Below are 25,446 nucleotides of genomic sequence, written 5' to 3'. Positions count from 1 at the left end.
ATATTTTTAAAAAGACTGAGGAGGTTTCGTTATTATGGCAAAAGATATTAAGTTCAGTGAAGAAGCACGTCGCGCGATGTTACGTGGTGTAGATGCACTTGCAGATGCTGTAAAAGTAACTTTAGGACCTAAAGGACGTAACGTGGTTCTTGAGAAAAAATTCGGTTCTCCACTTATCACAAATGATGGTGTAACGATTGCAAAAGAAATCGAATTAGAAGATGCATTTGAAAACATGGGTGCAAAACTTGTGGCTGAAGTTGCAAGCAAAACAAACGACGTAGCTGGTGATGGTACAACAACTGCAACGGTTCTAGCTCAGGCAATGATCCGTGAAGGTCTTAAAAACGTAACAGCTGGTGCAAACCCTGTTGGCGTTCGTAAAGGGATCGAAGAAGCAGTGAAAGTAGCACTTGAAGGCTTGCACGAGATTTCTAAACCAATCGAAGGCAAAGAATCAATTGCTCAAGTTGCGTCTATTTCTGCAGCAGATGAAGAAGTAGGCAGCCTAATCGCTGAAGCAATGGAGCGTGTAGGTAACGACGGCGTGATCACAATCGAAGAATCTAAAGGGTTCACAACTGAGCTTGAAGTGGTTGAAGGAATGCAGTTTGACCGCGGATATGCTTCACCATACATGGTGACTGATTCTGATAAGATGGAAGCGGTTCTTGAAAATCCTTACATCTTAATCACTGATAAAAAGATCACAAACATTCAAGAAATCCTTCCTGTACTTGAGCAAGTTGTACAACAAGGAAAACCATTATTGATCATTGCTGAAGATGTAGAAGGCGAAGCACTTGCAACACTTGTTGTGAACAAACTTCGTGGAACATTCAACGCAGTGGCAGTCAAAGCACCTGGATTCGGTGACCGTCGTAAAGCAATGCTTGAAGACATCTCTGTTCTAACTGGCGGAGAGTTAATCACAGAAGACCTAGGACTTGACCTGAAATCAACCGAAATCGGTCAGCTTGGCCGCGCGTCTAAAGTTGTTGTGACAAAAGAAAACACAACCATCGTAGAAGGCTCAGGAGATTCTGCTCAAATCGCAGCACGCGTTAACCAAATCCGTGCGCAAGTAGAAGAAACAACTTCTGAATTCGATAAAGAAAAATTACAAGAACGTCTTGCAAAACTAGCTGGCGGCGTCGCTGTCATCAAAGTTGGGGCTGCAACTGAAACAGAACTAAAAGAGCGCAAACTCCGCATCGAGGATGCACTGAACTCAACTCGTGCAGCAGTTGAAGAAGGTATCGTATCCGGTGGTGGTACAGCACTTGTGAATGTATACAAAAAAGTCGCTTCAATCGAAGCAGATGGTGACGTTCAAACAGGTGTAAACATCGTTCTACGTTCTCTTGAAGAGCCAATCCGTCAAATCGCTCACAACGCAGGTCTTGAAGGATCCGTCATCGTTGAGCGCTTGAAAAACGAAGAAATTGGCGTAGGCTTCAACGCAGCAACAAACGAATGGGTAAACATGATCGAAAAAGGAATCGTTGACCCAACAAAAGTAACTCGCTCTGCACTTCAAAACGCAGCTTCTGTTGCAGCAATGCTTCTAACAACTGAAGCAGTCGTTGCTGACAAACCAGAAGAAGGCGGCTCAGGCGGCGGAATGCCGGATATGGGCGGTATGGGTGGTATGGGCGGCATGATGTAATCAGGGTTTCAAAACCTTGTTATATCAAAGTCTGAAATAATAATATGCTTTTCTTGTCGTCGTATTTGTCCTTGTGTTATTAAACACAAGGGAACCTGTGACAAATAAGCTAACTATAGAAGAAGGCCTTTCATCAGTTTGCAAAACTGTTGGGAGGCCTTTTCTTCCATATTAACAGTCATATGAACATAGATATTCCTTGTAGTATGACTAACCTTTATGTCCACTACGCTATTGTTTTTCATTAATGACGATTCGATCTCAAGCAGTATGGTATGACCAACCTTGTTGATTAAATGGAACCTCGGAACGGGCCCGACTTTATGCTGCAATTGCAAGGACTATAATAGAGAAAGGTTACTCTCGAAGTTTATAAACCACTGGTTAGTTGCTATCAATGTTTAAACAACCTATAGTAATAGGAGCTTTTAAATCTGAGGAAGATATTTTTAGGTATATTAAAGGAATTGATCTTCTAGTGCTGATGATGTTGGCTCAGAGGCAATCGATGGGAATGGCAAAATATAGTGACTGTAAAGAGAGTGAAGGAGAGTTTTCAATTTGTAGAAAGTTTAAAGCTTAGCAAGAAAAGAGTAAACCCTAAAGGTCTACTCTTTAATGTTTAATCATCTTATGATTAGCAATCTTCTGCTTGGCTATGATGAAGAGGTGGTGGAATTAACCATCCTTTTTCTTTGTTAAGTCTAAGGACTTTTGCTCCAAGTGCTGTCTTTTGAACATGAAACTGTCCAAACATCATAGCTATGTCTTCTCGAATGGATTGCCCCATAATTGTGCTACACGATACTAAGCCTGCCGCAATGTTCGCCGAAAGACCAGCGGCTATTTCTGGATCTTGAAAACGTGCCCCTACTGGAATATCGTCTATACAAGCTTTAGGTCGTTCAGGAGGTGTTGGAGGTAAGCCAATTCCATTTTCTTTTAATAAAGTTTCAATTTCTTTGATTTCTTGTTGCCCACCCTGAATAGCTTCTTCAATTAATTTTTGTAAGTCTTCGTCACCTGCATGGTTTAAGTGGGTTTGATAACCAGCAACTAAACCTTTAGCTACCATCAAGTAAGACCATGTACCAAACACTTCACCATAGTGCATAGGTTCATCCGTTGGATTTCCACTTAAAATTCCCATTGTCATCCTCCCTAATTGTAAAATATTCATTAAGCGACCTTCCTTTCTTGACGATTGGTCACCTTTTTATAGTTCCTAAATTAAACCATTATATTCATCATTTTAATGATGGTTGTTAAAGGTAAAATTCTAATTTTAATCTATGTGGACTCTAACGAATAATGGCTAATAAAACTGGAGAGATTATGTTATAAAAAGAGCGGTTGCATAAAGGGAAATTATCTTCTAGCAACGAATATATATGATAAAATGTAGTGGCATATTATGAGGCTCTCTTCTTCTTTTTCCCATTGCCTAACCACCTTCGTTCGCGATGATCAGAGATCGTTATTTTTTGTAACGATTACCACTATTAAAGAAACGAGCGAAATAAAGAAAATGAAAAAAACACTTTCTCAATGAAGGTGTTTTTTTGTTGTGTTTACAACAAAAATAAACTATAATGTTGTTATGTTTTATGTTGTAAATGCAACAAAAGGAGTCGTGATAAATGAGAGAGATTTTGCGAGAGATTGGCGTCATCGCTCGGGCGCTTGATTCTATAAGTAATATTGAATTTAAAGAGTACGATTTAACGAAGGGGCAGTATTTGTATCTTGTGCGTATCTGTGAAGAGCCTGGCATCATTCAGGAAAAGCTGGCGGAAATGATCAAGGTGGATCGAACAACGGCTGCTCGTGCTATCAAAAAATTAGAACTGCATGGTTTTATTGAGAAGAAAGATGATCGAGTGAATAAAAAAATCAAAAAGCTGTTTCCCACTGATAAAGGGGAAGCGGTATATCCAATGATCAAACGAGAAAATGATTATTCGAATCAAGTAGCGCTGGATGGATTTTCTGAAGAGGAAGCAGAACAGATATATGAGTATCTTCTAAGGGTGAGAAAAAATATCGAAAAAGATTGGGATTATGTGAAAAAAGGAAATAAGAGACGCTACTAAATGATAAGGAGAGATGACTTCAATGACCTTCACTTTTATTCCATGCAATGAACAGCATATAGAAGAGCTGCAAAAAGTCGGTATCGACACATTTATAGAAACCTTTCAGAATCAAAACAAAGCGGAACATATCGATGCTTACGTAAAGACAGCCTTTCATCCGAACCAGCTGTTAAAAGAATTACATCATCCATCTTCACAGTTCTATTTTGTTCAAGTGAATGGCGAAGTTGCTGGTTATTTGAAGGTCAATATGGATGATGCGCAGTCAGAAGAGATGGGAAGTGAAGCGTTAGAGATTGAAAGAATTTATATTAAGCAGTCCTTTCAAAAACAAGGATTAGGCCGATATTTAATCAATCAAGCCTTTGAGATCGCGAAGAAATATCATAAACGTGATGTTTGGCTTGGGGTGTGGGAGCACAACAAAGCGGCCATTGCATTTTATCAAAAGCTTGGGTTTGTTCAAACAGGGGTGCACGCATTCCTTATGGGAGACGAAGAACAATTGGACTTCATTATGACCAAAACACTTAGCTGAATCAATAAGGGGGAAGGGAATATGCATATTCCATCTTTTTTTCAAGTGAAAGATATGGAAGAAGTAAAAGCATTTATTCAATTACATTCATTTGCAACAGTTGTGACCACAACGGATGAAAAACCCATTGCGACACATATTCCAGTGAGTTTTCATCAAGTTGAAGATTCGTATGTGATTACAGGGCATATGGCGATTGGAAATCCTCAGTGGAAAACGTTTGAAGAAAATGAGAAGGTGCTCGTCATCTTTCAAGGACCACATGCCTATATATCCTCTTCATGGTATGAAAAAGAAGCCGTACCGACATGGAATTATCAGGCTGTCCATGTATATGGAAAGGCTGTGCTGTTAGAAAAAGGGGAACTGGTAAAAGAATTAACCACGATGCTGGAAACATACGAAAGCCACAGAGAACAGCCTGTTTTATGGGATACATTGTCTGATGAACTGTTAGAGAAACAAATGAAAGGGATTGTGGGCTTTAAAATCATCATTGATGAAGTTCAGGCTGCTTTTAAACTAAGCCAAAATCGCCATGAAAGGGATTATGCTCACATCATTGAAAAGTTGGAAGCAGAGGGTGACGTGGAAATGGCTGAGGCGATGAAAAAGAGAGTAAAGGATGTATGAGAAAAGCACTCTTATGATCAAGAGTGCTTTTTTTTGTTTTGAGAGAAATGAGATATCTTGGCTTATAATGTCACATTTTCTTTAAAATTACATAAAAAAATCCACTATTTCCATAAAAAATCAGATCAATTCCTTATAATAAAGGTATCTGAGAATGGGGAGTGAGTCGAGATGGACCAAAACTTGCTGCAAATGAATCAAGTGAGATCAGAGGATGAATTAGCGGTTGTTAATATATCTTCTACAGAAATTGGGGCGCTGTCAAAGGAAGCGGCTAAGCGGATTTTACAAACGAAGGATACGGATGATATTCATTTACTGATGTATGTCCCGATTGAAAAGAAAGCAGATTTGATTTGGTTGATTGAAAGTGTTGGACAGGCGTTAGAAGATGAGGATGAAGATAACGTTGCACTTGAATTTGCTGATTTGCTCTATTTCTTTGTCATTCCATTTTATAAGGAGTATATTTTGAGGGAACATCATTTGTATGAGTGTATAGATGATTTGTTGGTACTATTAGCATCAAGGACTCACTCAGATATTCACACACTAGTTGATGCGATGAGAGACGATTTGACTGAATAAACATGAAAAAAGGCTTGTAGAGAGGTCCTCTACAAGCTTTTTTCATCGTAAAAAACCATAAATTACTGGGCTCTTTCCCACGTGATTTTTGTTTCATTTGTTTTTTTCTTTCCTTTTGCCAGTACTTTGCCGTTTTCTTGTTTCACGGTGATGTTTAGGTCGTAAAAGGAATAGAGGGCGCCAAGGCTGTCATTTTCTGGTTTGTGCAGGTTGTTTTCTTTTTCAGTTGATGCCCCAATGGCCAGCGTCTTGGCAAAGTTTAAACCGATGACTTCAGCGTAATCACTATTGGTATCAGATGAAGCGGTCACGTTTAAAGAAATGACTTTTTTCTTTTGATCAACGGTGATGTCAGTATCTTTTATGAGTTTAGACTGCTCCATGACTTCTTTCGTTTCATTTTGAATGCGGTCATTAATCGTTGGAAGTGCCTTAGATTCTGTTTTTTGTTCTTTCGTCGTATTCGAGCAAGCTGCTAGAATGAAGAGACTTGCAACTAGGCTCATGAAAACAAGTAGACTTTTTCTCACGTTCGTTCTCCTTTTTTCTGCGAAGTATGTATGTTTATGTTACCACGAATCCTTGTTTTGATTAAAAGAGAAGTGTTGATAAGCTGTGAACAATAAAAAGCACCCAAAATAGGGCGCTTTTTTCTTATTGTGCTGAAAGGCTTGTACTTAATGGAACAGAAGAAATGACGGTGAATTTAGGAGCCGCAGCACCAGACTCTAAATTTTTACGTAAAAGCGATGATTTGATTGTTCCATCCCATTTTTTATAGACACTTCCTGAAGTATTCGCACGAAGCTGTACATTCGAGAAACTTGCTTGTGAGTAGCTGTTTGTTCCATTATCTTGGACGCCGTGAACCATTTTGACGACATCGAGGTTTTTCAGACGACTAGGGTTGAAAACAGGCTGCTTATAGCGCAATTTCCCATTGACGTATAGTGACACTGTGCCATCACCATTGTTGATGAGCTTTAAGTTGACACGTGCACCATCCGTAATGCTCTTATCGTACTCACTGTTCCAGTATTGACTGCCGCCTTGTGAGCCGCTGCCAAGAAAGACCTTATAGCCAGAAGGCGTTTTTGAAATACCGCTCTCTACAACGGCAGAGCCGAGACCGAGGTACCAGTCCGCATAGCCATTTTTAATAGTGGCTGTTTTCGGCAGCACAATATCAGCAGAGATACCTGACCATTTGGCTTCATCCGTTTGTGTCACAATCGCACCGTGACGGGGAACAGCTGCTGAGGCAGGGATACTTGATAGCATCAAAACGAAGGCCAAACTTACACTCAAAACGATGAACCACTTTTTCATAAAAATTCCTCCTTAAATTGGATTCACTTTTATTATATAAAATGAAAGAGAGGGGCTGCTTACATTGTTCTGGCCGATTTTGGTATTTTTTGTGAACAAAATCGGTCATAAAGTGGTCAACTTGTATTCGATTTGTAATGTGACTGTAAAATAACTGGGGGCATCTTCATGTATAATAAGTGCAGAAACCAAATACGGAGGATTTTTTAATGAATAAAAAGCTTATCGCGACAATCGTAACAGTAGCTAGTTTATTTTTGGCGTTTAGTTTCTCACATGGAGCAAGTGCAAAAAAAGTAAGCGGCAATATTACTTGGTATAATGGTGTCGGTAAAAAGGGCGCAGATGGAAAAAAACTCGGTCATTGGGATGCAGCAACTAAAATGGGATTTGACGTACCGAAAAAAGGTACAAAACTTAGAGTGACAACAAAAGCGAAACCACATAAAGTGATTACAGTATATAAATATGATGTAGGCAGAATGCCAAACGCTGTATTAGACGTCAGTCCAAAAGCATTCAAAGCACTAGGGTATAAAACAAGTAAAGGTGTCGTAAAAGGGCATTACACTTATTAATACATAGTCATGCAAAGAAGCGGGAAAAGTTCATTTTCTGGCTTCTTTTCTTGTAGAGAGGGTCTGAAAGGCAATGAAAAAATCAACATGGTGGATCATCACGGTCATCGGAGTCGCAGTGATTGCGGCAGTCATTTTCTTCATGATGAAGCCGGGTCAAGAGGCAAAGCATGCAGGAAAAGTGAAAACAAATCAAGATGCAAAAGACGAATTGCTCGTTTCATTTACAGATCAACAGTTAAACAATACGTATTACCTGCATGACCGGGCGCTTCATACGGAGAAACTGACAGCATATCCTTCGATTGCTTATGATTCTACGAAACAGCTTTTATATTACACGTATACGGATGAAGACACGCAAAAAGTGAGTATTCGAGAATTGAATGTGAAAACAGATGAAGAAAAAACGCTGTTTACGAGTGATGATTCCATCGACAGTATGAGGCTGTCTGGGGACGGGAAGCAGTTATATCTCAGGTATAACAAGGATTCTGGCGAACAATTTTATGTCGCTTCTTATGATTTGAATACACAAAAAATGAAGGTGTTATATCCAGAAAAAAGCAAGGATGATACTGTGAGTTCTTTTGCTTATGATCCGACGTCAAACCTTCTGGCAATCCAGCATTATTCCTTAAAAGAAGATTACAAGAAAATCGATGAAGCGAATGAAAAGGGAAGAGACCCTGAACCAACGACCATGAAGATCACCCTTCAAACAGGTGTGAAGGGGAAGCTTATTACACGTATCTCGCAAACGATCAATGATATTTCATTTTCACCAGATCATAAGACATTGATTTATACAGAAGTGAAGGTGCGAAACGAAAAAGAAGTATCCTCTATTAAAATGCTTGATGTAGAAACAGGAAAAACGACGACACTCGTTAAGAACAGTGAGGATGTGCATATTTTAAGTGCCGCACAGCCGCAATTTTCTACGGACGGATCTTCTGTTTATTTCTTAGGTGTTGCTAAAAACGCAAAGGAATTAAAGGATGACACCGGACGAAAAGCAAAGGTAAGAACGATATTTGAATACAATATCAAGAAGAAAACAGTGGAAGCCGCTTGGGAGAAGGATGGCGGAATTGTTAACAATTTCACTGTCAATCGAAAAAGGTACGTTCAGTTATTTGATATAACTGGACGTTTTTTTATTTTGCCGCTTGAAATGATGGTGAAATTGAGGAATTCATGGAAGGGAAAGCAATTTTTAAGCAGGAAACGTGTGGTATTTTCGTATTTTGCTTATGTGACAGAGGAAAAGAAAGAGAGTAATATGAGTGTACATAAAAAACGAGAGGACAGATGACTTCTCGTTTTCACTGATTTATTTGGTGTTATTGTCTAATAAATTTTGAAAGATAAACAGGGCATTAATGGAGTGAGGGAATCCAGCAACTTTTGTACAGTGCTTAATAATCTCCATGATCTCTATGACAGAAAGTCCGATATGTAATGCTTGTTCAAAATGAGTCTTTAATTCTTCATCACAATCGCCTTTTGTAATGAGGGCAGATAATGTGCTGATGGCCTTTTGTTTTTCATCTAAAATGAAGTGGTTGAATTCTTTTTGTTCACCGAGTTCAATTGTTAGCTGTTCAATATTTGACCAAATGCTCTCGTTTTCCTGAATTGAAAGCTTCTCTATGTTACCTGCCGCTGTTTCTTGTGTGACCTGGCAAGTCTCTTTTTCTTCATTCAAATTGAACTCCTCCGTTTTTTATCGCAATTTTCCATTTGTTCGTTCATTGTGGCTTATGTGCCTTTTGATAGATGCAATGGGTATATAGTAGTATTATCGGTTTGCTGCGTCAACTTTTTAAGTATTGAATGTACAAATAAATGCCATTTCAAGTCATGCTTTGTTTTATTTTAGAATAATTCAACGAAAAGGAAATAAAGGGCTAATATATCGCTGTCTGTTAGCCCTTCGCAATGATTTACTCAATACATGTGTTTACGCATGTGACGGGAGATTAATTTCATTTTACTAGATGATATCCATCGGCCGCATCATGTCATAATCCTCGTGCTCTAATATATGACAATGCCACACATACCTGCCGCTGTATGGAACAAAGCGAGCGATGATCCGAATGACTTCACCGGCATGCGCTTGAATGGTGTCCTTGTAGCCTTGTTCATGTAAAGGAGGGGCTTCGTTCGGTCCTGTATACACAATTTCCCCTGTCGATTGATAGACCTCTGTATCAAATGGTCTTCTGTCTATCACCCTAAATTGAACAAGATGTAAATGAATGGGATGTGTGCCCCTTGTTGGATTGACGATGGACCAAACCTCTACACTGCCAAGCCGAGGATTTTCCGTGACGGGGTCATTCCAAAATTGGTTATCCAGCAATAAAATGGGGCGGCCGTATTTATCCTGTGTACCGGTAAGAGTGAGCGTACGCTCTTTATCAGCTCGACTAGGCCGAAGCGGTGGAAGCGGTTTGAAAATAGGCCGTAATGTTTTAGGTGCTCTCCCTTTTAGCGGCCGTGTGACTTTAAATTGCATGATGTTTGCATCTGTTTCAGGATTCACTTCCTGTCCGCAGCCCGCTTTATTTTTAAGGATGATCGTTTTGTTTTCGTAAGCTGAAAAATCGATGATGACATCAAACCGTTCAGCAGGAGCAATGCTAAAGGATTGATGGTGAACAGGTCTTGGCAAAAAGCCGCCATCAGATCCAATTTGCAAAATCGTAGCATCGTTGTCTAGATGCAGCTCGTAAGTTCTTGTATTGGACGCATTTAAAATACGAAAGCGATATTTACGCGGTTCTACTTCTAAATACGGCCATACTTTTCCATTAACCAAAATGGTTTCTCCGCAAAAGAAGGGCACGATGGACGGATCTGGTATGTCACTGTCTTCTGGCGTGTTGTTTGGTCTGCTTGGATAAAACAGTGCGCCATCCTCCTGAAACGTACGGTCCATGATCATTAAAGGAATGTCATACTCATCTTTCGGTAATTCTAGCGATTTTTCAAACGCATCAGAGATCAAATAAAACCCAGCTAAGCCGGCGTACACATTTAATCGTGTCAATGCCATCGCATGATCGTGATACCACAATGTGCAGGCTTGCTGATGATTTGGGTATACGTATACCTCTCGTTCAAAGAAGGGGCCGGTTGCTTCAAAGTCTCGTGAAAACCAAGCCTCTGGATAGCCGTCACTGCTTGCTGGTGTGACGCCGCCATGCAGATGAACGACCGTTTTGACTTCTGGTTCATCATGATGGCCGGCATGAATGGTGTGATCGACCGGCAGGAAATGCTTCAACGGCAATTTGTTCATCCATTTCACTTTGACTTTTTCATTTCGATTCGCTTGAATGGTGGGACCAGGCAAACTGCCATTATAGGTCCATAGCTTGGTTGGGGGCAGGTCTCTATGAACTTTTAGAAATACCTCCTCCATAGCGATTTCATAATACGTTTGTCTTGGGTTCTTTTTGACGGGCTCCGCGACTTCTGGGATTGGCAGCTCGTCAACAAATTTTTCTAGGTTCATGTTGTCTAATCCTCACTTAAAATCCAATTTGATACAGTATAAGTGCGGACATGAAAATAGGTGAATAAAATAAAAAAACCCGCTTTTCAGCGGGAGCATTACGGATGTTTATTTTCAAGCGCTGCATTTGCAGGCACTTTTTTATTCGGTTTAAAGACGAAATAAGCGGCAAGCACACCGAAGGTAATGATACTTGTCAAAATGAGCTGTGGTCTCATTGATTCGATAAACAGCATTGATGCCAAGATGGCGCAAATGACCAAAATGGTAAAGTACGTGAGATATGGGAACAGCCACATTTTGATTTTGAGCTGCTCTGGATTTTCTTTTTCGATTTTACGGCGCATTCTTAATTGTGAAACAGCAATGACCAAGTAGACAAGAAGGGCAATGGCGCCGGATGCATTGACTAAGAACAAAAAGATGGTTTCAGGATAAAAGTAGTTCATCATGACGGCAATGTAGGAAAAGAAGGTGCCTGCGACTGTAGCCGCTACAGGAACACCACGTTTGCTGATTTTCATAAAGCGTTTCGGTGCTTCGCCTCTTTCCGCTAATGAATAAAGCATTCTGGACGTTGTGTACAAACCGGAGTTTAAGCAAGATAGAACGGCTGTTAAAACAATGACGTTCATGACTTGAGCTGCTGATGGGACGCCGATGTATTCTAATACCGCAACGAACGGGCTTGTTAAAATACTCGCTGAATTCCATGGAAGCAAGGTCACAACGACAGCGATGGATCCGACATAGAACACGATGATACGCCATACAACAGAGCGGGTAGCTGTTGTCACAGACTTGACTGGGTCTGCTGATTCTCCGGCTGCTATTGCCACAATCTCGGTTCCCATGAAGGAAAAGATGACGACGACAATTCCGAGTAAAACAGAGCTGAATCCATTTGGAAGGAAACCGCCGTTCCCCGTTAAATTGGCAAGACCTGCAGTATGATGACCGCCAAAACCAAAGATAAATGCAAAACCGATGAGTAGAAAGAGAATAATGCTGACGACTTTTATTAATGAGAACCAGTATTCAAATTCGCCAAAAGATTTAACAGAAAAGATATTCGTTAATGTTAAGAGGATAGTGAGGATAAGACTTGTGAGCCAAACAGGTGCATCTCCATACCAATACTGAATAATGGCAGCACCGGCAATGGCTTCGATGGCGATGACGATGACCCAGAAGAACCAGTAAAGCCAGCCGATTGTAAACCCGGCCCAAGGACCGATGGCATCGCTCGCATATTGTGAGAAGGAACCGCTTGTCGGATAAGCGCATGCCATTTCTCCAAGCATTCTCATAATAAAGATCACTAGAAGTCCGGCAAAAGAATAGGAAAGAATGGCTCCAGGCCCTGCAGAATGAATGACAGCGCCGCTACCAACAAATAGCCCTGCGCCAATAACCCCAGCAATGGAGATCATTGAAATATGTCTTGTTTTCAGATTTTTTTGAAGACCGTTTGTCATGTTGGACATGTCTTTACCTCCAAACATTTCTCTTCATAGAGAAATTGTTTTTAGAATATTTTAAATTTTATCATACTGAATTGTCATTCAGCATTGGACAGGTTATCAAACTGACATTTCAAACCTCTTAACATGATGTTAAAAAGTATAAAGGATTTGAGAGATTATGTTCCCTCTTTTTCCTCTGTTCATTCTTAAAAATAGCATAAGATAGGATGGGGAGAAGTTGTGTCTCAAAATAAAATTATTCTGACAATTTTCTAGAAAGAGTGATATTGCCCATATGATCATCACAGAGTGAATTGGAAAAAGGTTGATGGGAGTAGGTCTTGAGGTCAATTGACCTTATAAAAATAAGTTTACTTAGGTCAACACATTTCTATGTATCCTATTTTGCTGACACAAGCGAATCATGTTGCTGTAGACCCACACGGGCTTTGCTTTGTAAGATAAATAATAGAAAAGTGATGTGTGAGGAGGCGCGGTTCGACATGGAGCGCTATAACGAATTAAGACAAGGTGAAACAGGTGCTTGGGTCAGCATCATTGCCTATGTGATTTTATCAGCGGTGAAACTTCTAATTGGGTATGTGTTTCATTCAGAGGCTCTTTCGGCAGATGGATTGAATAATACGACGGATATTATTGCATCCCTTGCTGTGTTGATTGGGCTGCGTATTTCTCAAAAGCCGCCTGATGAAGATCATCCATACGGTCATTTTCGAGCAGAGAATATTGCGTCTCTTGTGGCGTCCTTTATTATGATGCTTGTTGGACTTCAGGTTCTGCTGAGTGCGGGCCGGTCGCTCTTCTCATCTGAGCATCAAACGCCCGATATGATCGCAGCTTGGACGGCAGCAGGAAGTGCTGTGGTGATGTACGGCGTGTATATTTACAACCGCAATCTGTCCAAACGGATCAATAGCCAGGCTCTTCATGCAGCAGCAGCTGATAATAAATCAGATGCGTATGTGAGTATTGGAACATTTGTAGGGATTATCGCCTCTCAATTTCAGCTGGCATGGATTGATACGCTTGCAGCGTTTGTCATTGGCCTCATTATTTGTAAAACGGCGTGGGAGATTTTCAGAGATGCTTCTCATTCGTTAACGGACGGTTTTCATATAAAAGATATGTCCAAATATAAAGAGACCATTGAAGCAACACCTGGAGTGGGCGATTTGAAAGATATTAAGGCACGGTATCTCGGAAGTACGATCCATGTGGATGTAGTAGTGGAGGTCGAGCCGCACTTGAACATTGCAGAAAGCCATGATATTGCAGATGAGATCGAACGTAGAATGAAGAAGGAACATGATATTTTACACTCTCATGTTCATATGGAGCCAGCAGGTGAGACAAAAGAAGAGAAGAAGTCTTTTCCATCGTGAGAAGGCTTCTTTTTTTCTACATGCTGATGTTTTATGCAAATGCGCGTTGTATGGTAAAGTTAGACTATATGAAATTTAACGGAAACGTGATAGGAGGATCAGGATGGCATTTGATGAACCAATGCATTCAGATTTACAAAAAATCGTAGATAACATCAATAAAGTCATGGTTGGGAAAAAAGACATTGCGATATTAAGCCTTGTTGCGATTTTGGCGAAGGGGCATGTGCTGCTAGAGGATGTGCCTGGTGTTGGGAAGACGATGATGGTTCGTGCTTTGGCAAAATCGATTGGCTGTGAGTTTAAGCGAATCCAGTTCACTCCTGACCTTTTGCCTTCAGATGTAACAGGTGTGTCGATTTATAATAAAAAGACAAATGAATTTGAATTTAGGCAAGGACCGATTATGGGGCAGATTATTTTGGCTGATGAGATCAACCGGACCTCTCCTAAAACACAGTCGGCATTGCTCGAAGCGATGGAGGAAGGCAGTGTCACAGTGGACGGAGAAACCATGCCGCTTGCGGATCCTTTTTTCGTCATGGCGACGCAGAATCCAGTGGAATATGAAGGGACCTATCCGCTGCCAGAAGCGCAAATGGACCGGTTTTTATTCAAGCTGCAGATGGGATATCCGACCATGATGGAGGAGCTGGAGGTGCTCAATTTGCAGGAAAAGCAGTCCCCGATTAATACGCTCCAAGCAGTGATGACAAAGGATCATATCCATGCTTTGCAGCAAGCTGTTCAGACCATTCATGTGGATGCATCCATTAAAGAATATATTGTGGAAATCGCTCAAGCGACGCGTCAACATCCATCTGTTTATTTAGGTGTGAGTCCAAGGGGATCGATCGCCCTCATGAAAGCGGCTCAGGCGTATGCACTGTTGAATCAGCGAGATTATGTGATTCCTGATGATGTACAGTATTTGGCGCCATATACATTGCCGCATCGAATGATTTTGACATCAGAAGCGACGTATGAAGGGAAGAAGGCGGAGACACTGCTGCGACAAATGCTTGAGCAAATTGGCGTGCCAGTTCAAAAGTCGATGACTCAATGAAGTCACGTCATCGTTTCGCTGTTTCATTATGGTTACGGGTAATGATGCTCATCATCCTCACTGCGGCAGTCTTTTGTTATGCCATGTTTCAGGGGGGGTTTGTGAGTTGGTTCCTTTTTTATGCATTTTTACCATATACTTTGTATGCTTTGCTGTTTGCGCTCATTCCGCTGCGAGCGACAGCCAAAAGGACATTACAGCAAACCCGCTTGAAGGCGGGAGACGTGCTGTCCGTTGACCTTGAAATCAAGCGGACAAATCCATTTCCATACGTTTACGTCTTGATTGAGGATGATCCGCCGGACACCTTTCATTTACAGGAACAAATTGAAATGAAGCAAATGCTGTTTCCATGGTTTCGGAAAACGTGGCGTTTTTCCTTTCAATTGAATGATGTCAAGCGCGGGGAACATCATTTGTCAGCGGTTCGAATCAAAACGGGTGATATGTTTGGTTTTGTGGAGAAAGAAGTGATCATTCCGTTAGAAAAAAAGCTGCTTGTCTATCCCAAAATGCTCGATCTTCAGGTGGAGTCTGCTGAGTCAGTGAATGAAAATGGAGGCAAAGCGGTTCACTCGTGGTTAAATGAACCGACCCATGTGACAACAGGCGTACGGGAATACCAGCAAGGAGACCGTTTTGCTTGGGTGGACTGGAAGACGACGGCTAGAAGGGGTCAGCTGATGACGAAGGAATTTGAACAGAATCAAACAAAGGATCTTGTCGTGTTTGCTGATTTTACAGATGAAGCGGTTTTTGAGACCGTCGTGTCTATTACAGCTTCTGTTCTCCAAACGGCAGTGAAAAAAGGGGTGCATTCAGGTTTTGTACCTCTAGGAGATCAGCATGCCTTTCGAGTGGATCAAGGAGAACTTCATTTACAGGACATGCTCTATTATTTAACAAGGGTGCAGCATCAACCTTCTCGCGCACAAGAATATAAGACGTTAGCAGCGAGTGAGTACCAGCACTCTGGAAAATATGTCGTCACGGGTCAGCTGCAAGAAGAGCTTGCTGCGAGCCTCTTTGGAAATCGAAACAGAAAGAACATCACTGTTCTTTTAGTGAAGAGAGCTTTGGATCGCTTCACGACAAAAGAAAAACAGCTTGTAGACCGGCTCAAGGCATCTGGAATACGCACGACCCTTTTATTTGAAGACCGGCTGCACGAAAGAACTGTGAGGTGACAAACATTTATGCTGGATACGCATCAGCGGCAAAGCCGTTTTGAGTTGTTCATCTATTATGCTGTAGCATTTCTGCTGCTTTGGGAGTGGCTTCGTCCGCTTCAAGACTTTACAGAGACGAGTCATACGTCTTATTTCATCATTTTTATAGGGCTTACGTGTTTGTTTACATTCTTTCGTTTGAAGTGGTATGTGACGTTTCCTATTTGTACTGGCATGATCTTGCTCGCCTTATATTTGATCTTTTATCAAGCAGAGCCAAGCTATCCGGCTGCATTATTTGCTGATATCAAAGATAATATCACCTTCATGAGCACAGGCATGTGGAGTGACATGTACCCGTCCTTCCGCACATTATTGTTTTATATTTTGCTGTGGCTGCTTGTCTACTTGCTTCATTATTGGGTGGTCTATCAGCAGCGTATCTTTTTCTTTTTACTCATGACGATTGTGTATGTCACGATTCTTGATACGTTTACGCCATATGATGCTGCCTTTGCGATCGTTCGCATTATGGTGTTTGGTTTTTGTTTGCTTGGGTTGCTGTATTTCGATCGACTGCGTTCGGCTGAAGGCATCCGAGTGTCACAGAAGGCGCGTCTAAAATGGTTTTTGCCCATGTTGGCGCTTGTCCTCCTATCAGCGGCACTCGGCGCTTCTTTGCCAAAGTCTGATCCGAAATGGCCTGATCCTGTCCCGTTTTTTAAGGCGGTGACGAATCAAGATAACGCAGCCGGGCAGAATAAGGTGGGATATAGTGCAGATGATTCGGCGCTTGGCGGACCGTTTAGTGAGGATCGCACACCGGTCTTTAAATGGAGCGGAAAGGAGCCGTCTTACTTTCGTGTCGAAACAAAAAGCATCTACACAGGAAAGGGCTGGGAGGATGCCTCAAATGATACAAAGCCTACTCGGCTAAAGGACGATGATGTGCCAAATCGTTGGTTTACCGAGCGTGTAAAAACAGAGGTGCACGAAACGAGAGTCGATATGGAATCTGACTATCGATTTAATCATGCCGTCTATCCAATTGGGACGATCACACTGATGCCAATGGAAAATATTCCGCTGCAAATGATGGGGAAAACGGAGAAAATTGTCCCATCCATTCAAAATCCACCGAAAAATTTAGGGAACTACCAAGTCAGCTTCTTATCGCCTACATTTATCCTTGAGGATTTGCAGAGCATCAAAGTACCGACGAAGCAGAAAGTCAATCAGGAGGTTGGCCGTGAATACTTGCAGCTTCCTTCCTCATTACCAGAGCGAGTGAAAACATTGGCAAACAGCTTAACGGAAACGAAGGATAATATGTACGATAAGGCTAAAGCGATTGAGGACTACTTAGGGTCAGCGAAGTTTTCATATGAAACGCAAAATGTCGCTGTGTCTGGTCGTAATGAAGATTATGTGGATCAATTTTTGTTTGATACGATGATCGGCTACTGTGATAATTTTTCATCCTCTATGATTGTGATGCTTCGTTCGATCGGGATTCCGGCGAGATGGGTGAAAGGATATACGTCAGGTCAGTTATATGAAACACAGATGGATGGAAACAATGTGTATGAAGTGACCAATAACAATGCGCATTCATGGGTAGAGGTTTATTTTCCAAACAGAGGCTGGGTCACCTTCGAACCGACTAAAGGATTTACGAACCCACAGACATTTACGAATGAAGCCGTTTCAAGCGATCAAACGGATGATCAAAAGGAAGAAGATCAGCCTAGCTCTGATGCACGCGAAGATCAGCCGGCAGAACAGCCGCAGCAGCAGGAGACAGAGCAGCCGGCAGAACCAAAGAAACAAACAGCACAAGCAAAGCCAAGTATGGTGCATGTTGGTTCAATCTTGGGTTTTGCGGCAGGAGCTATGGTCTTTCTTGGATTGATGAGCTGGCTGCTTTATCGATTCAGAGCAAGATGGCTGCCATTCTTTATAGTGAGAAAGGTGAAACGTCTGCCAGAGGAGGAAGCATTCTTCTATGCGTATGCGGCTCTATTAAAGCAGCTGAAGCGCAGGGGAATTGAGAAAAAAACAGGCATGACGCTAAGAGAATTCGCTTCTTTGATCGATGACAAGGATGGAGATCATCGCATGTCAGAGCTGACGCAGCTCTATGAGCGGGCACTCTATCGACGAGAGGATGTGTCGGCGCTTTGGCGGCAATCGGCAAAGTTATGGGAAAATTTAATAAACAGGAGATAGTCTTGACCCCGTACCTTCCTGTTGTTAGAATAGGTGAATATTAAAACCTTCTAAAATACATGAAATTGAAGCGTTCGGATGTGAGTCTGGGCGCTTCAAAAACGTGATTCACACTGAGAGCAGGTTTTCTCCTCTCATTTTTTCTGTGCGTTTATAAAAAACTATATTGGACATAGAGGTGACACCATGACAAATTTAGTAAATGAAATGATTTTGGTTCTAGATTTCGGCAGTCAGTACAATCAGCTGATCACACGCCGTATTCGTGAATTTGGTGTGTACAGTGAGCTTCATCCGCACACTTTAACTGCTGAAGAAATTAAAGAAATGGCGCCTAAAGGAATCATCCTTTCTGGCGGACCAAACAGTGTTTATGATGAAGGATCTTTCCGCTGTGATGAAAAGATTTTTGATTTAGACATTCCGGTTCTAGGCATTTGCTACGGCATGCAGCTCATGACTCACTATTTAGGCGGGAAAGTAGAAGCGGCAAGCCAGCGTGAATATGGAAAAGCAGATATCCACATTAACGGAACACCTGCTTTATTCAAAGACCTTCCGACTGATCAAGTCGTTTGGATGAGCCATGGTGACCTCGTTGTTGAAGTACCAGAAGGCTTTACAGTTGATGCAACAAGTGCACATTGTCCAAACTCAGCGATGAGCTTAGCTGAGAAGAATTTCTATGGCGTTCAGTTCCACCCAGAGGTTCGTCACTCTGAGTACGGAAATGACCTATTGAAAAACTTTGTCTTCGGCGTGTGTGACTGCGATGGCAAATGGTCAATGGAGAACTTCATTGAAATCGAAATGCAGAAAATCCGTGAAACAGTAGGCGACAAACAAGTATTGTGCGCACTAAGCGGCGGTGTGGATTCATCTGTTGTGGCTGTATTGATCCACAAAGCCATCGGCGATCAGCTGACATGTATTTTCGTTGACCACGGTCTTCTTCGCAAAGGCGAAGCAGAAGGGGTTATGAAAACATTTAGCGAAGGTTTCAACATGAACGTGATTAAAGTAGATGCGAAAGATCGTTTCTTAAACAAGCTAAAAGGTGTGTCTGATCCTGAGCAAAAACGTAAAATCATCGGTAACGAATTCATCTATGTATTCGATGATGAATCGGACAAGCTAAAAGGAATCGACTACTTAGCACAAGGAACACTTTATACAGACATTATTGAGAGCGGAACAGCAACGGCACAAACAATCAAATCTCACCACAACGTAGGCGGTCTTCCAGAAGACATGCAGTTCGAATTGATTGAGCCTTTGAATACACTATTCAAGGATGAAGTCCGTGCCCTAGGTTCAGAGCTGGGCATTCCTGACGACATCGTCTGGAGACAGCCATTCCCAGGTCCAGGACTAGGTATCCGTGTACTAGGTGAAATTTCTGAAGAAAAACTAGAAATCGTCCGTGAATCGGATGCGATTCTACGCGAAGAAATTGCCAACTTCGGACTTGAGCGCGACATCTGGCAATACTTCACGGTTCTCCCAGACATCCGCAGCGTAGGCGTCATGGGTGACGCAAGAACATACGACTACACAATCGGTATCCGTGCTGTTACTTCGATTGATGGGATGACGAGTGACTGGGCAAGAATCCCTTGGGATGTGCTTGAAAAGATCTCAACTCGTATCGTGAATGAAGTGAAGCATATTAACCGTGTGGTGTATGATATTACGAGTAAGCCGCCTGCTACGATTGAGTGGGAATAGTTGTAATAGAGCTAGAAACCTTTGTGTATCAAGGGTTTCTAGCTCTTTTTTATTTTTAATTGCACTTTTTCCTTTTGTTTTAATGTGTGAATTCATCATTCCATCCCTTACCCACATCAATCCATTGTGAATAACCGGAGTATTTTTCTAATTGTTTGATTGTTAGTTCAATAGCACTGTTACTGCTCCCGCAGGCTGGATAGACTGTCTCAAAACGTTTTAGTGAAATATCTAAATAAACAGAAACGCCATTCTTTAAAGCAAAAGGACATACTCCGCCAATTTCATGACCGACCAAGTCAACGACCTCATGAGGAGAAAGCATTTTAGCTTTTGTTTTAAAATATTCCTTGAATTTTTTGTTATCAACTTTTGCATCGCCAGAGGTCACAACTAAAATAGCTTGTCCATTTACTAGAAAGGAGAGTGTTTTTGCGATTCTTTCAGGTTCGCAGCCCAATGCAGAAGCAGCCAAGTCTACGGTGGCACTAGACACTGAAAATTCTTGAATTCGAGTATCCATATCATATTGTTTAAAATAATCTTTTACTTGTTTGATGGACATTATCATTTCTCCCTCTTTATTATCTATTATTTAATCGATATTGATGTGGTGTTAGGTGATACTTTCTCTTAAATAAACGAATGAAATGCTCTACATTTTGATAACCAACGGCTGCCGCAATATGATCTACTTGTGAATTGCTGCCAGTGAGCATTTCGCAGGCTTTTTCCAATCTTATTTCTTGTCTAATCTCACTAAATGAATTGCCAAGCTTACGAGCTATATATTTTGACAGATAAGATTGTGAAAGGTTAAATTTCTCTGCCATCTCCTGGATGGTGATATGCTCACAACATTGCTGAATATATTGGAGCATTTGAATAATACGTATATCACGATATTGTTTGACCTGATTTACGTTCATATGACTTGGTTTGAATCTTAATAAGAGACATAATAATATCTCAAACAAATTATTCATAATCAACTGGTAACTAGGAAACCGATTATAATTTTCTGTAAATAGTTGAAGAGAGCAGTCTAGCAAATGTTTATCCAAGTGACTATGGAAAATAAGAATATTTTTATTTTCTTTTATATACAATGCATTCAAAAAGAATTCTGAAATGACATGATTTCCTTTTAACATTTTAAAAAACACTTTTTGAAAAGTACTCTTACGGATCATGATTTGCATGGCGATTGTATTCTCCATTACAATTGGCTTGTGTATGGTGTCAGGTGGAATAAAGGCAATATCTCCTGATTTTAAAGTCATTTTTTTGTCTTCCACTTCTACATACATCTCATTTTCCAGAACATAGATCATTTCAAAGAAATCATGGATAGCCGACAATTGAGGCATAAAACGGCTATACTTTCTCACTTCGATATCTTTTTCCTGATCTAACCACATGGTATCTTCCTTTTCAAATTCGTTCTGCCCTTTTTGCAAAAATTCTTCTATATATATTTGCTTATGCATTAAATTGTGTTTATCATAATCCTTCAAAAATAATTGCAATGATTGATTGTCATGCTTTTTCTGTTGGTATTGTTGATAAAAGATTTCTTGCTCGTTATATTCTCTTAAATATTGCATCACTTCATGTTTTTCAAGTTTATCTTTTTCCATCTACATCCAAACCTCTAGTTTATTTACTGCAACCACCAGGGCCTTCACTGTTGCTTCTATAATATCTTTATCAATTCCAGCACCCCAATGCATTTTTCCTTGATATGAAATTCCAATCTGTGCACAGGCTTTTGCTTGGGAATCTTTGCCCAAAGAATTCTGTTCATAGACTTCCAAAACATACTCGAGATGAAAATATGCTTTTAACGCATTACTGATGGCATCTAAACTTCCAGTGCCAGTTCCTTGTATTTCAATTTGTTGATTATCTCTCAGCAAAGTTAAGGTGACTTCCTGCTTCTCTCCTTTATGAAATTGATAATCAAGCAGCTGGAAATGAGGGTGATAATCAACATACTGTTCTTTAAAAACATGATATATTTCTTCGACAGACAATTCCTTACTTGCCTGATCAGATACTTTCTTCGCTTCATATCCCATGGCTTCGTTCATTTGATAAGGAAGTTGAATGCCATAATTTGTTTCTAGTATATAGCCTATGCCGCCTTTTCCAGACTGGCTATTGATTCGAATCACATCCGTTTGATAATTCCTACCCAAGTCAACTGGATCTACTGGGATATACGGAACGTCCCATTTATCAACTTTATTTTCTTTTCTATATTTCATACCTTTAGATATCGCATCTTGATGTGAACCAGAGAATGCGGTGAAAACCATCTCCCCAGAATAGGGCTGCCTCTCGGGAACAGTGATTTTTGTTAGTTTTTCATATTTTTTACGAATAGCTTCTAGGTTATTGAAATTCAATTTTGGATCATAACCTTGTGAATACATATTCATCGCCAAGGTAATTAAGTCTACATTCCCTGTACGTTCACCGATACCAAATAATGTACCTTCGACTCTTTCTGCGCCAGCTAGAGCACCAAATTCTGCATCACTCACCCCAGAGCCACGGTCATTATGAGGATGAACAGATAATGTCACACTGTCTCGGTAAGACAGATTTTTGTGTATATACTCAATCTGACTTGCAAAGATATGAGGCATTGAATATTCAACTGTTGTCGGAATATTGATGATCGCTTTATGATTTGGTGTCGGTTTCCAAATATCTAAAACACTATTACAAATATCTAACGCATAATCAACTTCTGTTCCTGGAAAGCTTTCAGGACTATATTGAAAATAAATATCACTATTTGTTTTTTCGGCAAGTTCTTTTACTAAAATAGCTCCATCAATGGCAATTTGTTTAATTTCATCTTTTGTTTTCTTAAATACCTGTCTGCGCTGCGCTTCTGAAGTCGAATTATATAAATGAACAATCGCTTTCGGTACTCCCTTAATGGCTTCGAAGGTTCGGCGGATAATATGCTCTCTCGCTTGTGTGATCACCATAATCGTGACATCGTCTGGAATCATATGATGATCAATCAGTGTCCGTAATAGCCTAAACTCCGTATCAGAAGCAGCTGGAAATGCGATCTCAATTTCTTTAAAACCTATCTCTACTAATAACTGAAACATTTCCAATTTTTCTTCTAAGTTCATAGGAATAGGTAATGCTTGATTACCATCCCGCAAGTCCACACTGCACCATATCGGAGCACTTTCTAATGTTTCTTTCTTCACCCAATCATAAGTAAGGTTCGGTGGCAAAAAGTATTTCTTTTCGTATTTTTTGTGGTTAAACATCATCGATTCCTCCTAGAAAATAGAATATAAAAAAAGCCTTTCATCCCCAATATTTACCTTGGAGACGAAAGACTTCTTCTTACGCGGTACCACCCCTGTTTCATGATAAACAAACATTATCATGCCCTTATTCGGATACAGATTGTTTGATCTTATATCCTTCCCATATAACGGTGGGGTGCCGACCTTAACTACATCAATACTTTTCATTTCACTAAGGCTACTCTAAGGTGAGTTCCCTGCTTTTTTGTTATTGCTTCTCATCAACCAGCAACTTTCTGAAAACATTTCGGCAAGTACTATTCCTTATCATCGCATTCTAATTTTTCTGATTTTTTCTATTATACCAAGTCTACAAAAAAGAGATAGTGATAGGGATATCTTTTTTAATTGATTTTTTTTGTTCTATGGGTGCTTATCTTTAATCCTCTTCACCAAATAAAATTCCAAGGCCACAAATAAAGGTGAGTGAATTCATAGCGAACAATAAAATCGCACCAATTTTTTTCATGGCAATTAACCTCCTCTTAAATTCAGTCTGCTAGCCTTCAAAATTTAAATTCACTGGTTCATCCTCTAAATGATCCACGGTATTTTGTTCTGTCACTGGCACACTTTCATCTACAATTTTAAAACTAAGTTCGTCCATCCAAATGTGACCTGGACCATGTAGTAATATGCCAAACGCAATGACTTCACTTTTGACTGGAACATCCAATACTACACTAAAATGATTCCAGCCGTTTGTTCCTGTAATGGGACGGTTCATCATGTTGTCAAACGCTAGAACTTCACCTGAAGAATGGTCAATCCTCATCCATAAACCAGCTGAACCTTTCACATCTTCGCTTTTAACAAAAGCAGAAAATTGAAGGCGTTCTCCACGGTAACGATCAGACTTAATTTGCTGCATTAAGGTCGCGAATCCTCGTGCTTTTTCATCCTTTGATTTCAGGTAAGCTGAGGTAGTACCACTGTGTACAATTCTGTCATCTAAACCTGTTTCATAATCAGATGGTGTTTCTCCTGTCATAATCCAGCCAGTAGGTGTGTTCTTATTTGCAGCCATATTCGTTTCCTCCTTATCAATGACATTCCTTAGTAATCTCCGATAACGTGCTGGTGACATGTCATATATCTTCTTAAAGGCTCTAGTGAAGGATTCCTGTGAACCAAAACGGTACTGCAATGCGATATCAATCGCCCTTTGGTCCGTATGAATTAAATCCTTCGCCGCTTGGGTCATTCGACGTTCCCTTATATAATCGACAACTGACTTCTTAATCACTTTTTTGAATATACGGTGAAAGTGAAACCTAGAATAACCAGCGTGTTTCGCTAGAGTTTGAAGTGGTAAATCATCTTTCAGATGCTGTTCAATATAATTCAATGTTTCTTGAATCGTTTTCTCATGTTCTTGATAGGACAACCGAGCACCTCCTTGCCTTACGAGTTTAGTATAGCGGAAATGCTTTGTAGGAAACTTGACTTTTTGTGCTATGTTGTAATTTTAGAATGGACCTTCTAGTCCTAGGTTTAGGACTGGGTATCCGTGTACTGGGTGGAGTTTCTGAAGAAAATCTAGAAATCGTCCGAGAATAAGATTTAATTCTACTCGAAGAAATTGCCACCTTGGGCTTTGAGTGAGATATCTGACAATATTTTAAGGTTCTCCCAGACATCCGCAACAAAGGTGCCATGGATGACGCCAGAATATACGACTAAACAATTGGTATCGGTGCTTTCACTTTGATTAATGGCAAGACGAGTGATTGGCCTGAAATTATTTGGAATGTGCTTAGAAAACTCAATTCGTATCGTGAATCAAATGCTGTGAAATAAATTTTTTTTAGTTATTCTCATGGAGAAGCCCTCCAAGTCAGTTTCACCAACTTATAAACAAAATTATGAGTCTTAATAGTAGCAGGCATTGGTTTCATTTGATACAATTAATTATAGTGATTATTTCCAATATATAAAATAAATTGAAATAAATCTACCTAGTAAGAATAATCAATTTATATTCAAAGGAATACATACTTCGAACGATGTTAAAAAAAGATTTTTTCAGAGTTTAGGGTTTCATCCGTGATAATGATTTAATTACAGTTTCAGCAGAACTA

22 protein-coding genes, 1 pseudogene and 1 other annotated feature are annotated in these 25,446 nt (G+C 40.4%); of the genes and pseudogenes, 13 read left to right on the top strand and 10 right to left on the bottom strand.

Annotation, left to right across the window (positions count from 1 at the left end; translation table 11 throughout):
- The first annotated feature begins 34 nt into the window (after window positions 1-34).
- Complete coding sequence (gene groL, locus C6Y06_RS16395; protein WP_034320371.1) at window positions 35-1,669, top strand: chaperonin GroEL; 1,635 nt, start codon at window positions 35-37, stop codon at window positions 1,667-1,669.
- 637 nt (window positions 1,670-2,306) lie between these two features.
- Here the strand turns inward: groL and C6Y06_RS16380 are convergent.
- Window positions 2,307-2,819: a DUF3231 family protein gene (locus C6Y06_RS16380; protein ID WP_106037236.1), complete on the bottom strand. Its 513-nt coding sequence runs from the start codon at window positions 2,817-2,819 to the stop codon at window positions 2,307-2,309.
- A 490-nt stretch (window positions 2,820-3,309) separates the two neighbouring features.
- On the opposite strand from C6Y06_RS16380, the gene C6Y06_RS16375 reads away from it, so the two are divergent.
- From C6Y06_RS16375 to C6Y06_RS16360, 4 genes are all read left to right on the top strand, one after another.
- Entirely contained in the window at window positions 3,310-3,762 is a 453-nt protein-coding gene (locus C6Y06_RS16375; RefSeq protein ID WP_034664870.1) for a MarR family winged helix-turn-helix transcriptional regulator, read from the top strand.
- Between the two features lie 22 nt (window positions 3,763-3,784).
- Window positions 3,785-4,303, top strand: a complete 519-nt coding sequence (gene paiA, locus C6Y06_RS16370) for a spermidine/spermine N(1)-acetyltransferase (protein WP_106037235.1) — start codon at window positions 3,785-3,787, stop codon at window positions 4,301-4,303.
- A gap of 21 nt (window positions 4,304-4,324) precedes the next feature.
- Window positions 4,325-4,936 (top strand): FMN-binding negative transcriptional regulator, encoded by a 612-nt coding sequence (locus tag C6Y06_RS16365; RefSeq protein ID WP_106037234.1) that lies wholly within the window; start codon window positions 4,325-4,327, stop codon window positions 4,934-4,936.
- A gap of 171 nt (window positions 4,937-5,107) precedes the next feature.
- A complete protein-coding gene (locus C6Y06_RS16360; protein ID WP_106037233.1) occupies window positions 5,108-5,524 on the top strand; it encodes a hypothetical protein in 417 nt (138 codons plus the stop codon).
- Between the two features lie 62 nt (window positions 5,525-5,586).
- Here the strand turns inward: C6Y06_RS16360 and C6Y06_RS16355 are convergent, their stop codons facing one another.
- Together C6Y06_RS16355 and C6Y06_RS16350 are read right to left on the bottom strand one after the other, a co-directional pair.
- On the bottom strand, window positions 5,587-6,054 hold the full coding sequence (locus C6Y06_RS16355) for a hypothetical protein (protein ID WP_034664852.1): 468 nt from the start codon (window positions 6,052-6,054) through the stop codon (window positions 5,587-5,589).
- Window positions 6,055-6,178: 124 nt separating this feature from the next.
- Window positions 6,179-6,853 (bottom strand): hypothetical protein, encoded by a 675-nt coding sequence (locus tag C6Y06_RS16350; protein ID WP_106037232.1) that lies wholly within the window; start codon window positions 6,851-6,853, stop codon window positions 6,179-6,181.
- A gap of 209 nt (window positions 6,854-7,062) precedes the next feature.
- On the opposite strand from C6Y06_RS16350, the gene C6Y06_RS16345 reads away from it, so the two are divergent.
- Window positions 7,063-7,431: an RlpA-like double-psi beta-barrel domain-containing protein gene (locus tag C6Y06_RS16345; RefSeq protein WP_003213878.1), complete on the top strand. Its 369-nt coding sequence runs from the start codon at window positions 7,063-7,065 to the stop codon at window positions 7,429-7,431.
- Window positions 7,432-7,504: 73 nt separating this feature from the next.
- Window positions 7,505-8,749, top strand: a complete 1,245-nt coding sequence (locus C6Y06_RS16340; protein ID WP_223251467.1) for a hypothetical protein — start codon at window positions 7,505-7,507, stop codon at window positions 8,747-8,749.
- An 18-nt stretch (window positions 8,750-8,767) separates the two neighbouring features.
- Here the strand turns inward: C6Y06_RS16340 and C6Y06_RS16335 are convergent, their stop codons facing one another.
- The 3 genes from C6Y06_RS16335 to gabP form a co-directional block, all read right to left on the bottom strand.
- Window positions 8,768-9,142, bottom strand: coding sequence for a carboxymuconolactone decarboxylase family protein (locus C6Y06_RS16335; protein ID WP_034664837.1), 375 nt, complete (start codon window positions 9,140-9,142; stop codon window positions 8,768-8,770).
- A 288-nt stretch (window positions 9,143-9,430) separates the two neighbouring features.
- A complete protein-coding gene (locus C6Y06_RS16330; protein ID WP_034664834.1) occupies window positions 9,431-10,960 on the bottom strand; it encodes a multicopper oxidase family protein in 1,530 nt (509 codons plus the stop codon).
- Window positions 10,961-11,058: 98 nt separating this feature from the next.
- Window positions 11,059-12,447, bottom strand: coding sequence for a GABA permease (gabP, locus tag C6Y06_RS16325; protein ID WP_034664831.1), 1,389 nt, complete (start codon window positions 12,445-12,447; stop codon window positions 11,059-11,061).
- Window positions 12,448-12,929: 482 nt separating this feature from the next.
- Here gabP and C6Y06_RS16320 point away from each other — a divergent pair, with 482 nt between their 5' ends.
- The 5 genes from C6Y06_RS16320 to guaA all read left to right on the top strand — a co-directional run bounded on the left by C6Y06_RS16320 (window position 12,930) and on the right by guaA (window position 20,021).
- On the top strand, window positions 12,930-13,829 hold the full coding sequence (locus C6Y06_RS16320) for a cation diffusion facilitator family transporter (protein WP_066031248.1): 900 nt from the start codon (window positions 12,930-12,932) through the stop codon (window positions 13,827-13,829).
- A gap of 103 nt (window positions 13,830-13,932) precedes the next feature.
- Window positions 13,933-14,895, top strand: coding sequence for an AAA family ATPase (locus tag C6Y06_RS16315; protein ID WP_106037231.1), 963 nt, complete (start codon window positions 13,933-13,935; stop codon window positions 14,893-14,895).
- Window positions 14,892-16,082 (top strand): DUF58 domain-containing protein, encoded by a 1,191-nt coding sequence (locus C6Y06_RS16310; RefSeq protein WP_106037230.1) that lies wholly within the window; start codon window positions 14,892-14,894, stop codon window positions 16,080-16,082. Before C6Y06_RS16315 ends, C6Y06_RS16310 begins: the two co-directional genes overlap by 4 nt.
- A gap of 9 nt (window positions 16,083-16,091) precedes the next feature.
- Entirely contained in the window at window positions 16,092-18,293 is a 2,202-nt protein-coding gene (locus C6Y06_RS16305; RefSeq protein ID WP_106037229.1) for a DUF4129 domain-containing transglutaminase family protein, read from the top strand.
- A gap of 186 nt (window positions 18,294-18,479) precedes the next feature.
- Complete coding sequence (gene guaA / locus C6Y06_RS16300; RefSeq protein WP_060595666.1) at window positions 18,480-20,021, top strand: glutamine-hydrolyzing GMP synthase; 1,542 nt, start codon at window positions 18,480-18,482, stop codon at window positions 20,019-20,021.
- A 79-nt stretch (window positions 20,022-20,100) separates the two neighbouring features.
- On the opposite strand, the gene C6Y06_RS16290 is transcribed toward guaA, so the two are convergent.
- The 4 genes from C6Y06_RS16290 to C6Y06_RS16275 form a co-directional block, all read right to left on the bottom strand.
- Window positions 20,101-20,586: a YbaK/EbsC family protein gene (locus C6Y06_RS16290; protein WP_106037227.1), complete on the bottom strand. Its 486-nt coding sequence runs from the start codon at window positions 20,584-20,586 to the stop codon at window positions 20,101-20,103.
- A 19-nt stretch (window positions 20,587-20,605) separates the two neighbouring features.
- Window positions 20,606-21,661: a helix-turn-helix domain-containing protein gene (locus tag C6Y06_RS16285; protein WP_106037226.1), complete on the bottom strand. Its 1,056-nt coding sequence runs from the start codon at window positions 21,659-21,661 to the stop codon at window positions 20,606-20,608.
- Window positions 21,662-23,323 (bottom strand): 2-isopropylmalate synthase, encoded by a 1,662-nt coding sequence (locus C6Y06_RS16280; protein WP_095286050.1) that lies wholly within the window; start codon window positions 23,321-23,323, stop codon window positions 21,662-21,664. It lies immediately after the preceding gene.
- 57 nt (window positions 23,324-23,380) lie between these two features.
- Window positions 23,381-23,645, bottom strand: a binding site (T-box leader).
- A gap of 219 nt (window positions 23,646-23,864) precedes the next feature.
- Window positions 23,865-24,752 carry a helix-turn-helix domain-containing protein gene (locus C6Y06_RS16275; RefSeq protein ID WP_106037225.1) on the bottom strand — a complete coding sequence of 296 codons (888 nt, stop codon included), beginning with the start codon at window positions 24,750-24,752 and terminating at the stop codon, window positions 23,865-23,867.
- Window positions 24,753-24,856: 104 nt separating this feature from the next.
- On the opposite strand from C6Y06_RS16275, the pseudogene C6Y06_RS20355 reads away from it, so the two are divergent.
- Window positions 24,857-25,165: pseudogene (locus C6Y06_RS20355) on the top strand (GMP synthase (glutamine-hydrolyzing)); the annotation flags it as partial.
- Window positions 25,166-25,446: the final 281 nt, after the last annotated feature.

This window comes from Bacillus sp. MZGC1 (assembly GCF_002998605.1).
GTDB lineage: Bacteria > Bacillota > Bacilli > Bacillales > Bacillaceae > Bacillus.
Note: the sequence above shows the minus strand (reverse complement) of the source record. Positions and strands in the feature narration are given on the sequence as shown.

Bases quoted from the DNA above. Each gene is read 5' to 3' on its own strand.
- groL (WP_034320371.1), top strand. From the start codon at position 35: ATGGCAAAAGATATTAAGTTCAGTGAAGAAGCACGTCGCGCGATGTTA.
- C6Y06_RS16380 (WP_106037236.1), bottom strand. From the start codon at position 2,819: ATGGGAATTTTAAGTGGAAATCCAACGGATGAACCTATGCACTATGGT.
- C6Y06_RS16375 (WP_034664870.1), top strand. From the start codon at position 3,310: ATGAGAGAGATTTTGCGAGAGATTGGCGTCATCGCTCGGGCGCTTGAT.
- paiA (WP_106037235.1), top strand. From the start codon at position 3,785: ATGACCTTCACTTTTATTCCATGCAATGAACAGCATATAGAAGAGCTG.
- C6Y06_RS16365 (WP_106037234.1), top strand. From the start codon at position 4,325: ATGCATATTCCATCTTTTTTTCAAGTGAAAGATATGGAAGAAGTAAAA.
- C6Y06_RS16360 (WP_106037233.1), top strand. From the start codon at position 5,108: ATGGACCAAAACTTGCTGCAAATGAATCAAGTGAGATCAGAGGATGAA.
- C6Y06_RS16350 (WP_106037232.1), bottom strand. From the start codon at position 6,853: ATGAAAAAGTGGTTCATCGTTTTGAGTGTAAGTTTGGCCTTCGTTTTG.
- C6Y06_RS16345 (WP_003213878.1), top strand. From the start codon at position 7,063: ATGAATAAAAAGCTTATCGCGACAATCGTAACAGTAGCTAGTTTATTT.
- C6Y06_RS16340 (WP_223251467.1), top strand. From the start codon at position 7,505: ATGAAAAAATCAACATGGTGGATCATCACGGTCATCGGAGTCGCAGTG.
- C6Y06_RS16330 (WP_034664834.1), bottom strand. From the start codon at position 10,960: ATGAACCTAGAAAAATTTGTTGACGAGCTGCCAATCCCAGAAGTCGCG.
- gabP (WP_034664831.1), bottom strand. From the start codon at position 12,447: ATGTCCAACATGACAAACGGTCTTCAAAAAAATCTGAAAACAAGACAT.
- C6Y06_RS16320 (WP_066031248.1), top strand. From the start codon at position 12,930: ATGGAGCGCTATAACGAATTAAGACAAGGTGAAACAGGTGCTTGGGTC.
- C6Y06_RS16315 (WP_106037231.1), top strand. From the start codon at position 13,933: ATGGCATTTGATGAACCAATGCATTCAGATTTACAAAAAATCGTAGAT.
- C6Y06_RS16310 (WP_106037230.1), top strand. From the start codon at position 14,892: ATGAAGTCACGTCATCGTTTCGCTGTTTCATTATGGTTACGGGTAATG.
- C6Y06_RS16305 (WP_106037229.1), top strand. From the start codon at position 16,092: ATGCTGGATACGCATCAGCGGCAAAGCCGTTTTGAGTTGTTCATCTAT.
- guaA (WP_060595666.1), top strand. From the start codon at position 18,480: ATGACAAATTTAGTAAATGAAATGATTTTGGTTCTAGATTTCGGCAGT.
- C6Y06_RS16290 (WP_106037227.1), bottom strand. From the start codon at position 20,586: ATGTCCATCAAACAAGTAAAAGATTATTTTAAACAATATGATATGGAT.
- C6Y06_RS16285 (WP_106037226.1), bottom strand. From the start codon at position 21,661: ATGGAAAAAGATAAACTTGAAAAACATGAAGTGATGCAATATTTAAGA.
- C6Y06_RS16280 (WP_095286050.1), bottom strand. From the start codon at position 23,323: ATGTTTAACCACAAAAAATACGAAAAGAAATACTTTTTGCCACCGAAC.